Origin of the sequence: Antrihabitans spumae (assembly GCF_043944905.1) — a bacterium.
GTDB lineage: Bacteria > Actinomycetota > Actinomycetes > Mycobacteriales > Mycobacteriaceae > Antrihabitans > Antrihabitans spumae.
In genome coordinates, this window is sequence record NZ_JBIMSN010000013.1 from 1 (window position 1) to 10,541 (window position 10,541).

General features: G+C 62.4%; 9 protein-coding genes. 4 read left to right on the plus strand and 5 right to left on the minus strand.

Annotation, left to right across the window (positions count from 1 at the left end; translation table 11 throughout):
- Positions 1-412 precede the first annotated feature (412 nt).
- The 4 genes from ACHIRB_RS03250 (at position 413) to ACHIRB_RS03265 (ending at position 5,202) form a co-directional block, all read left to right on the plus strand.
- Positions 413-673: a hypothetical protein gene (locus ACHIRB_RS03250; protein ID WP_395118005.1), complete on the plus strand. Its 261-nt coding sequence runs from the start codon at positions 413-415 to the stop codon at positions 671-673.
- A 574-nt stretch (positions 674-1,247) separates the two neighbouring features.
- The gene (locus ACHIRB_RS03255) at positions 1,248-2,336 is read left to right on the plus strand and encodes a CBASS cGAMP-activated phospholipase (RefSeq protein ID WP_395118009.1); all 1,089 of its coding nucleotides are present in this window, start codon (positions 1,248-1,250) and stop codon (positions 2,334-2,336) included.
- Positions 2,333-3,343 (plus strand): SMODS domain-containing nucleotidyltransferase, encoded by a 1,011-nt coding sequence (locus ACHIRB_RS03260; protein WP_395118011.1) that lies wholly within the window; start codon positions 2,333-2,335, stop codon positions 3,341-3,343. Before ACHIRB_RS03255 ends, ACHIRB_RS03260 begins: the two co-directional genes overlap by 4 nt.
- Positions 3,340-5,202 (plus strand): ThiF family adenylyltransferase, encoded by a 1,863-nt coding sequence (locus ACHIRB_RS03265; RefSeq protein ID WP_395126582.1) that lies wholly within the window; start codon positions 3,340-3,342, stop codon positions 5,200-5,202. The genes ACHIRB_RS03260 and ACHIRB_RS03265 overlap by 4 nt, the downstream gene beginning before the upstream one ends.
- Here the strand turns inward: ACHIRB_RS03265 and ACHIRB_RS03270 are convergent.
- From ACHIRB_RS03270 to ACHIRB_RS03290, 5 genes are all read right to left on the minus strand, one after another.
- Positions 5,163-6,293 carry an SAVED domain-containing protein gene (locus ACHIRB_RS03270; protein ID WP_395118016.1) on the minus strand — a complete coding sequence of 377 codons (1,131 nt, stop codon included), beginning with the start codon at positions 6,291-6,293 and terminating at the stop codon, positions 5,163-5,165. The genes ACHIRB_RS03265 and ACHIRB_RS03270 overlap by 40 nt on opposite strands.
- Positions 6,294-6,379: 86 nt before the next feature.
- Positions 6,380-7,405: an ImmA/IrrE family metallo-endopeptidase gene (locus tag ACHIRB_RS03275; RefSeq protein WP_395118018.1), complete on the minus strand. Its 1,026-nt coding sequence runs from the start codon at positions 7,403-7,405 to the stop codon at positions 6,380-6,382.
- Between the two features lie 14 nt (positions 7,406-7,419).
- Positions 7,420-8,211, minus strand: a complete 792-nt coding sequence (locus ACHIRB_RS03280; RefSeq protein ID WP_395118020.1) for a hypothetical protein — start codon at positions 8,209-8,211, stop codon at positions 7,420-7,422.
- A 250-nt stretch (positions 8,212-8,461) separates the two neighbouring features.
- Entirely contained in the window at positions 8,462-9,340 is an 879-nt protein-coding gene (locus ACHIRB_RS03285; RefSeq protein WP_395118022.1) for a hypothetical protein, read from the minus strand.
- An 11-nt stretch (positions 9,341-9,351) separates the two neighbouring features.
- Complete coding sequence (locus ACHIRB_RS03290) at positions 9,352-10,008, minus strand: SDR family NAD(P)-dependent oxidoreductase (RefSeq protein WP_395118024.1); 657 nt, start codon at positions 10,006-10,008, stop codon at positions 9,352-9,354.
- Positions 10,009-10,541 lie beyond the last annotated feature (533 nt).

A 10,541-nucleotide genomic window follows, 5' to 3' on the forward strand; every position in this document is an offset into this window, starting at 1 on the left:
CGTCGATCGGGACGACGGATGCCCCCGCCGTGGTCGTCATCCCGAGAGCGTCTCAACAGTCGATGTGAAACCCTTCGACCGCTTGACGAAACCAGCGGTCGCACAAACCTTCCGGTGGACGCGCCGGGCTGTCGAGCGCCGTGGCTGGAGACATGAGATATTCAGTCAGCCACCACCGATTCGACTGTCGAATATCAGATTTCTCGCCGGGTATCGCCGCAGTAGCCTATTCGAACCGGAACTCCTCGGTCTCATGTCCTCGCAAGAACTGGTCGGATCGAATGTTACCCAAGCGATTCGGGCCCAATCCCTGTGGCCGGAACCGCAGGTCCGTGCTGCGCTCACTCCCCGGACGCGGCGGCGGGAGCCATTCCACGGTCTTCGTTACACCCAACCCTGTGACGGGACGCCGATGACACCGCCAATACCGATCCCGGCCGACGTTCGCGCGTGGTTACGTCAAGTATTCGCCGACTGCAACACGCGTGTCGCCACCACCATCTCCGACGTCCCCACCACTCACGAAGTGCCGCTGGACATGACCTTCATCCAACACTTCCTAGGGGTATCTGCCCCACGCAGGCTGGAATCAGGATGGACCGTCAACATCAGCACCCACGACCTCGGCGGTGGAAGGCACTACAGCGAATGGGGCGAATGTCGAACGGCGTGATCGCGCACCTCGTGGTGGCGCACAGCTTCGACGAAACGATGGCTGCAATCGCGCGCCAAGCGATTGTGGAACCAGACATGCGAAGGTATCTCGACGGACTGCGGCCGGCGGGGCATCTGGTGCCGGCAGCGTTGCCGACGCCTTCTAGGAAGTGGCCGGTTCTGCGGTTCAATGCCCTTCCGCTTCTGGAGCGCGTGTTGAGGTCGCCCGCGTCGTCGTTCCTTCCGGGTGGCGTCCACGGTCGATGTGGCCGGTAGTGGTATGCGGCCCGGCGAGGTACTTGCCTTGGGCGATCCGAGTTCGGAGCGACTGCAATTGACCTCTGAGGCCCGGCGCGTGGTGTGGACCCACCAGCTGATGCGAGCACCGTGGTAATTGATCCGCTCGCCGTCGATGCCGCCGCCCACCATCGCAGCGTGCTGGTCCAGGTGATCGCGAAGATGCTCACGCACACGCTGCCGGTGCGCATGCCTCGGCACTCGGAGGAGCGACAGGACCGAAGGCATACCGGCGGAGATCCTCCGCGTTCGTCACCGTCGGCAGGCTTCGAGCCGGTCCGGACGGATCCAGAGGTGTGACGTCAGACCTCGGTAGCGCCGATCCATCCAGGCTCGGCTGTCGGGAAGGAGCGATCACGTACCCCAGCGATTCCGAGAATCCGACCCACACGGGGTCGCCGCCGAGCCGCTTTCAGGTGCTAGCGCTCGACGGCGGTGGCGCCAAGGCGCTGTTCACCGCGCACGTGCTCGCGCGGTTGGAAGCCGACCTCGGGGTCTGCATCGTCGACTCGTTCGACCTCATCGCCGGGACGTCGGCCGGCGGGGTCATCGCACTGGGCCTCGGCGCGGGGTTGTCGCCTGCCGAGATCGTCGACCACTACGCGGTGCTGACCGCACGCGTCTTCCCGCACGGCCGGTGGGCGAATTGGCGTTACGTATTGCGCCCTTGGACCAACGCCTACTCCGGCGAGGTGCTGCGGCAGGCGCTCGGGGAGGTGCTCGGGTCGCGCCTCCTGGGGCAGAGCCACAAGCGACTTGTCATTCCGTCGTGGGACGTGCAGCGCGGCGAAGTGCACCTGTTCAAAACGCCCCACCACGAGCGGCTGCGCCGCGACTGGCGGATCTCGATGGTCGACGTCGCCATGGCCACCACGGCCGCGCCAACATTCTTCCCAGCGGCGGTAGTCGACGGGCAGCGGCTTGTCGACGGCGGTGTATGGGCCAATAACCCCTCCGTGGTAGCGATCGGCGAGGCCGCCAGCATGCTCGACGTGCCCTTGCGCAGCATCCGGGTGCTCAACGTCGGCACTATCGACCAACGGACGCAACACCCCAAGCGATTCGACGTTGGTGGCTGGGCGACGTGGGCAACCACCGCGACGCCATTGATGCTCGCCGCATCCGGCCGTGGAGCCCAAGGCACGGCGACGCACTTAGTCGGCGCCCACAACTATGCCCGGTTCGATGTGACCGTTCCCGGGGCCGTCTTCACCCTGGATCGCGCCAGCCCTGAGGCCCTCGCTGGTCTGGCTGCGGGTCAGAGCCGAGTACTCAGCCCCACGTACACCCAGATGTTCGCCGACCACGTCGCGCACCCGTACACCCCGACTTATGGTCCCGGCACCGGCCGGGCCACCCCTACACCGCCAGGAGGCAACTCATGAAACACACCGACTACTTCAAGAACTTCCTCGAGAACACCGTGAACATGTCGCAGTCCAACCTGGACCTGCTGAGCCAGCGGGTCGACACTGTCTACGGGGTCTTGAAGGCCGACGACGACCTTGGTCCGTTGATCAAGAAGAAGATTCCGCAGGGCTCGTGGCCGCAGAAGACCATCATCCGCCCGCAGAACGGAAAGCCTTTTGACGGCGACTTCATGGTACAGATGGTTGAGAACCCCGATTGGGATGACGACAAGAAAAAGTATGGCGCCGCCATCTTCCGCGTGTTGCACAACACGTCGCCCTACAAGGACATGCCGCACGGCCGGAAGTGCCGGTGCGTTTACCTCAAGTACGCCAACAACGCCATGCACCTCGACATCGTCCCGTTCGTGATCCGCGCCGACGGCACCCAGTGCATCATCAACCGCGACGACAACGAATGGGAACGAACCGATACCGGCGGCTTCACCGCCTGGATGAAGTCCCAGGACGCGATTGCTAACAAGCACCTGCGTGAGGTGATCCGCATCATGAAGTTCCTTCGCGACCACAAGAACTCCTTTACCGGCACCAGGTCGATCTTGCTCACCACTGTGCTGGGCGAAAAGGTCAAGGAGTGGCACAAGATCGTCGACCCCGGTTATTACGCAGATCTGCCGACCGCACTGCTGCACATCGTGTCCGACCTCGACGACTGGCTCCAGCTCAACCCGACCAAACCGATGATCCTGGACCCGGCCGGCACCGGCACGAGCTTCGACCATCGCTGGACTCAGGAAACGTACGCGTACTTCCGCGACCGCATCCACGCGCACGCAGCCGAAATCAAGGCAGCCTACGACGAGACCGACTTCGACAAGAGCGTCAAGAAGTGGCAGGCGCTGTTCGGCGACGGATTCGCGGCTCCGAAAACTGCTGGGGCAGCGGGCAAGTACAGCGCGCTGGGTACAGGCGCAGGATCGGCCGGCGCAGCGACGGTGAGCCTGCCGGGTCGCGCCGGGTGAGCAAGCCCCGACCGAGCGCGTGGCAGCGTCAAGTCCTGACGGACCTGCGAAACGTCACCGGCGCCTATCCCGACGACGTACAGATCGTCGGCTGCCACCGGCTCGACAAGGCGGGATCGATGCGGCTGCAATTGCGACTGCGCACCCAAGACATTCAACGCGTCGACGGAGGCATCCCTCTCGGCTCGCACGAGGACGTCATCGTCACGGTTGGCCGATCCGAGTTGGTGCCCCCGCGCGCGGAGGTCGAGCACCTCCGATTCCTGCACCATCCTCATGTGCTGCAAGGACACCGCCTGTGCCTCTACCTCGACCCGTCGCGAGAGTGGGACCCGCTCAACGGATTCGGCGGCTGCCTCGACCGCCTGTTCGCCTGGATCGCCGACGCCGCCGCTGCACGATTCGACGCACAGACCGCGCTTTATCACGCAGTCGGTGGAGTCCTTCACGCAACCGACCGAGCCCCCACCATCGTCACGCGGGAGCCGCTCCGCGATAGTAGGCGTGCCCACCACGGATGGCTGCTGGCGCGGACCCCTCACCGGTCTGACCTGACCCTCGTGCGGCCCGCAGCCACTACCGAAGCCGATCACACACCGGTCGTCTACCTCGACGCGGACCTGCCGTTCGGCGCCGGTAGTTCGCTTGGTGAATTTCTGTACGCCCTCGACAATCCCTATCTCGGACATCCACGCCCCGACTCGCCGTACGCGGGACGACCGATTAGCCAAACTCAGTTATCCATGGTGCTGACCGTGCTCGGTGCCAGCGCAATCCGCAAGGCCGACGGGAGCCCTCAACGGCTCGTCATCGCCGTCCCGCACCCCACCGGCGGCCCGCCGCACCTCCTAGCGGCCAACATCCCCGCACCCGGAGCCGATCACCTCCGCGCACTTGTCCGATCCAATAGGAACAGGAGCCCCATCATCGACATCGACCGCACGGAACTCAACGGCGATACACCGCTGCAATGGTGGCCGTTATCCGATGAACGCGCCGAGGTCACGACCCGCCGAGACGCCGGACGACCCGTTGCTACCTATGGAGGTAAGTGCATTGCCATCTGGGGCTGCGGCGGCCTCGGCTCCTGGATCGCGGAATACGTGGTTCGTGCCGGCGCGACGAAGGTGCTGCTCTGCGATCCCGGCACGATCTCCGGTGGCCTGCTGGTACGCCAGAACTTCGTCGAAGCAGATGTCGGCGACACCAAGGTGGAAGCACTCGCGCGACGCCTCCGCGCGATCAGTGACGCAGCAGACATCACGGTGCACGACACAATGACTCCATCGGCCGACGAGTTCCTGAGCACCGACCTGATCATCGACGCGACAGTCAGCGTCGCGATCAGTCGGCTGCTTGACGACCTCGCACGACTGCCGAAAGACCGACCAGTGCTGGCGCAGGTCGCAACAGACTCACGAACCGGCACCCTCGGCATCCTGACGGTGTCGACGCCGCCCATGCAAATGGGCCCGTTGACCATCGATCGGAAGGCCGGCGAACAAGTCTGCGGCGACGGCAGCCTCGAGCCGTTCCATAGCCTGTGGGACGTATCGGCGCCCGACGACCAGATAATTCCCACTCGGGGTTGCTCGACGCCCACTTTCCACGGGTCGGCCGCTGATCTAGCAGGCGTCGCGGCCAGTTTGGTCAGCATCCTGGGTGCTCATCTTCAGCCTGGTACCGCCCTATCCGGTACGCACTTGATTTCTCTACCCCACGGCGAGGCCGGACCTCTGCGCACCTTTGTGCCTGCCGCCACCGCCGACCATGTCCACTCAGGTCCCGCGGTCGGCGCCGCCGACAGTGAGACACGAACTCAGCCTGACGACTCGTTGACGACCAGTACGCCTGTGTAACGATCATTCTCACGCTCGTAGACCTCGATCGGCGGGTGGGCGTCTCGCATGACGGCGCGCCCAGCTTCCACCGCGACGCTAACCGGAGCCGAGACGACGAGATGCCATCGACGGGCATTCGGAAAGCGTGATTCGGTTGTGGCCAGCGCCTCTCGCCATCGCGTCGCGAAGGTGGCCAGCGACTGCTCATGAGAAATCAAGGTCGGGGATGGAGCGACTTGACGAGGCCGGATCTCGATGCACGGGAAGGCGGAGATCTCAGGAGGCAGCAGTTCGGTATTCACGTCGCTGGTGACTGCACAGACGAGGACGACGCCGTCGGCAGCGGTATCGGCTGGTGAAGCAGGTGTAAGCACGTCGAAGTCAATGGGGTCACTCTGATCTGCCCAGGACCAGCCGATGAACTGGTCGCGTTGTTTTTGGAAGATTCGCGTCGGCGTCTTGTCGTCGAGCTGCGAGCCAAGATATACGAGGAGGGGGATAGGGGCGATCGCAAAAACGGAGATGTGCTCGACGTCGCCGCTGTCGACGGCTTGGCGGACGAGATGCAGTGTGTCGTCGAGGGACTGCAGGGCGGCATCCCAGTAGCCGCGGCCACTGGCTCGGCCACCGATGCGGCAGGTGAAGTCCCCGCTGCGCTGGGTCTCAACGAGCCCGAGGTAGTTCACCGCCAACAGTGTCTCGGCGACTTCCCGCTGAGAGGCGAGAGCAAGTGAGCCGCGGATCTGGCTCCCGACGCGAAGTGCGGCCGTTCGTGTCAAACCGCCGTTCTCGGTAACCATTTCGATGCGGCGCTCAAACACTTCCTTGATCTGCCTGAGCTTTTCGGGTGGGAAGAAGTCGATGTGTTCGGGATGGTCGATCAATCGGTGGCAATCGTGACACAGCAAGAGCAAATTCTCCTCTGCCTCGGTGTCGATCGCGGCGTCGCGATGGTTGCGGCGAGGGGAGTTGGATCCCGCCGTGGCACCGATGTTGTGAGCGAGTTCGGCCAGCAACACCGAGTGCATGTACGTGCGGGAATCACCGAGCAGTCGACGGTTGCAGATCGTGCACCGCCCTGCGGTGCGCGCCCACAACGCGTTACGCACAGAATCTTTAATGTCCTCGCGCTTGACGAGAGTACTTCGCCCATCGGGGTTTGTCATGGTTGTGGTACGCAGCCCTCGCGTCTGTGTCAGCCGCAGTCTCGGCAGTAATCACTGCCGGACTCGAATCGTGACGGGTGAAGTGTTAGGAAGCAGCACTTGCACTGTTTGTCTTTGGCGATGCGTGCGGCGTGACAACCGCAGTGTCCGTGGGGGCATCGTGGTTCCTTGCATCGGTCACAGCGCTCATTCACCGAGAACGAGTCATCGCACGTCTCGCAGGTCCACCATCGGTTGTACGCGTCCCGGTGGCTTGAAGTGCGGGGGATCGCCAGTGACTTCCAGGGCACGTTGTCGGTGACCAGCACCGCGACCAGGTAGTGATGGTCGAACCACCTGGCCTGACCGAACACAGTGTCGCTATGCCCGCCGCTGCGATAGATGACGAAAGTGTCGTCCCGCGTTGCGCCGCCCCCTGGATTGCGTAGCGCGGCTTCAACGAGCGGTGTGTGGGATTGGTCGGACCGCTTCGCCGGTGGGATGAAACTCTTCGGTGCGGCAAACTGCACGACACCCGTTGAATCGAGCAGAACGACGGCACCCGAACCGCGGAGATGCCGGGCCGCCCAGACACAGCAAGCTTCTCGTGAGGCGGTGGAACTTGAGGTGAATATGTCAACCACATCTTGAGCTGTAGGGCCGCGCGGATCGATTCTCTGTCGTAGGTCTTCGTCTGGCAGCAGTATTCGAGCGGCAAACGCGTCGCAGGATTGCTCCTCGAACTGGTCAGGATCGCTGTATTGAAATACTGTGTTGCCAAGGTCGATGTCAGTGTGCTGGAGGTGATGTCCCAACTCATGCAGCGCGGTGAAGTTGCGACGTCTGACTGACATTGACTTGGTTACCACAAGCGTGGGTGGCTCGGGTTGATAACTGCCTGCGACCGAACATCCATCGGTGGTGGGCGATTCCTCGACAAGCGTGACCGATAGTTCGTCCCAGTGCATCAAGTCGGCCAACGGGTCTTTCCGCAAGCGCTCCAACGAGCCTGGATGTCCGCGTTCGACGACAAGTGCCATGGCTTCGGCCTGCACTTGTGCTTCGGAAACGTACATTCCGCGCATCTTTATCAGGCTCCCGGTTCGGTGCGTGATCGCCGGAATTGCGCCAGACGAGCTGACCACTCCGGACTTTGAGATCCGGTTTGTCTTGCCGCCAATGCGAACATTTCGTAGCTGACGCGGAGGCGGGCGGTAGCCTCGTCAAGGCCCTCGTCATGCGCTCGTTCGCGCCAGAGGGGACGCCACCGCGGATGATCCACTTCCTTGACGAACTCCGCGGGCAGCGGTTGGACAGCCTCGGCGATGAGCGCCGGTTCGACATCGGTTACACGCGCAACCACGTCAACGACATCTGGAGTTAGCGGTCTCTTACCGCGCAGCAAGCTCATTACGTCAGATTGGCTAAACCCTAGACGGCTCAGCGCGCCGACCAAGACATTCAGGTCTACAGCCCTACCCAATATCGAAGCCAAAGTGCGAGTGGACGTCTCGGCCCCCATTGCGACAGGTAGGGCCGGGGCGGCTCGCAGCGCCTCAAGGTCATCCTCGACTCCGGCTCGAATAGAAACCGAGGTGTCAAACACGGTTGAGGGGGGTCTGCCAACCCGGACACCTTTAGGTGCAGGCACTCTCGAGTCAATCTTTGAGGACGTCATCCAGTCAGCAAGCCGGTCCGGTATTTGATCGATGATTTCATCGAGCACACGGAAAGGAAGACTGGCGCGAAGGCCCACCCATAACGTCACTTCAACGCCTAAGGCTGTTAGAGAAGGCTCCAAAACGATGGACTCCCCGTCCTCCGCGCCGGGATCCAGGGTCAACGCGACGGCATCAATTTCAGCATGCTCAACATCGGTCACCAGAATGAGCAAGCTGACGTCGTCCCATATCGCTCGCCAGATCTGACCACGCTCGATTGGGTGGTCGCGGCAATCACCAAATCTCGCGTGTCGACCATCAGCCGTTAGAGGATAAGGCGCCGATGCATCGCGAGCGAGTTCGAGAAGATGGCGTGGCACGGAGCTCTTACTCAACTAGCCCTCCAGTCCGCTCGGCTTACTGAGTGATTCTCATTACTTAAGTCTGACGACAGATCGTGCAATCTGTCCGCTAAGACGCTGCTGGACCGCCGCATACCGCAATCACCTCTCTGACGATCTCATCTCGATCCTCCCTAGTCCCCGCAAGTGCGCGTATCTTCGACTTCAACGTGCTCGCGAACTGGGCGGATTGACTGCGCCCGAGGCCAAGCCGCTCGCGAACGGCGGCGCTGTTGTCGAGCACGGGGATGATCGCCCGTTCGATGTCGGACAATCGGCCAGCGATCTCGGCGGCTGCAACAGCGACGTCCAAAGCCACCGATTCGGCGATGACGAACTCCTCCGGACCTGTGCCCTCCGCCGGCAGATCGGCGCTTGGCGCGTCTTTGTCGAGATCTTCGTCAGAGCCCTCATCGAGCGAGATCACGATCGGATCCAGCGAAGCTGCGAATCTCTGTGAGAAGACGTGCACGAGTTGGGCGGTTTCTAGGCTGCCGCCAGCCTCCCGGAGGATGGCGTGTGCGATCGCCACCAACGTCGCGCGATCAGCGACAGGAGGGCGACGCGAGCTACTCGACCACTTCGGTACTCGGACGTTCGGTACTCCCCAGGCGACGGCGATGAGTCGGCCGGTATCCCCACCCCAAGGTTCGCCGTTCGTACCCGCGAGCCGCCATCGCCCCGCGCCCGCATGCCCGAGAGGCACCCGATCGAACTCCAGTGACTCGTCGAGTACTTTTTCGATCGCGCGACGTAACGGTCCCGTTCCGGTTTTTCGCGCCTGATCAATCAGCCAGTTTTGAACCGATCGCCGGACAAGCCGTCCGAATGAGTCGTCGCTGGTTGCTTGTGCCAGCAGCATCGCGGTCAGAGCTTGGATGCGATCGACGAAAAACTCTTGCACGACGTCGTCGGCTTCTCGTCCTGCAAGCGCGTGGAATCGGCGCAAACCCTCGCGGACTATCGCTGAGACCAGGCCAACCCCGTGACTGCCCAGGAATCCCTGCTCGCGCAACTCTTCATACGCTGAGATGGAATCCCTCCCCCGCAGGCGACTTTACAGGTATGTGCCATTGTTCCAGCACTTCTGCCGTTGGTCGGTATTGACCCGTACACAAGAAATCGGCGAGTTGATTCGTGTTGCCGGGAGGCTCCGCGCGTGTGCACGAGCAACTCCTTCGACCATGCTGCGAAGACCAGCGGGGTGTAGATTTTCCCGCCCATCGACGAGATGTTCACGGTGGTGCCTGCACCTTGCTGTCGCATGTGCGGCAGGACAAGCTGAGTGAGCCGAGCGAGACCGAACAGGTTCACCTCGAATTGATACCGGGCGTCGGCCAGCGCGGTGTCTTCCATCGCTCCGTAGGTGGCAAACCCGGCATTGTTGATCAGGACGTCGACGCCACCATTTTCAGCGGCGATTCGGTCGACGGCGGCGACGACTTCGTCGTCCTTGGTGATATCCATCGCGATCGCCACAGCGCCGAGTTCTTCCAGGTCACGCATCTTGTCGATTCGGCGAGCCGCGACATAGACCGTATATCCCTGCAAGAGCAGCTTCTCGGCGGTGGCCCTACCCATTCCGGACGACGCGCCGGTGACGAGAACAGTTTTCATACGTGGAACGCTATTCGCGCCAAATCCCCCGGTCACTAGCAGAACGCGCCAGTTCACTTGCAGATGTCGCCACATGCTAGGCGGGACTTACGGCCGAGGTGCGCGTACCGATCGTGAAATGACCGTCGACCATAAGAGACACCGGCGACGCACCGACCGTTCCACCGCCACTGAACGCCGTCTCCTCGCGGCCGACGGCTTCACATTCACGGTCCTCGACCCTGACACCAGCGCGGTGCGCGCAGACCATGCATTAGCCCGGCACCATTGCCAACGACACCTTGCAGACCGCGCCACTCATCACCCACGACGGTCGATTCCGCAAAGGAACGGTGACCGGAATTCTGCGAATCGGCGAAGCATGGCTGTGAATCTTTTGCACCTCTATGGACTCTGTGCTGTCTAGATACATGTGGCACAGATGTGTCTAGATACATGCGGGACACAGTTTAGGCCGCGTCGCGGAGTTTGCCTTGGTAACGCTTGCTGAGGTCGAGCATCAAGTGACCGATCGCGTCACCGTCGCTGTCGTA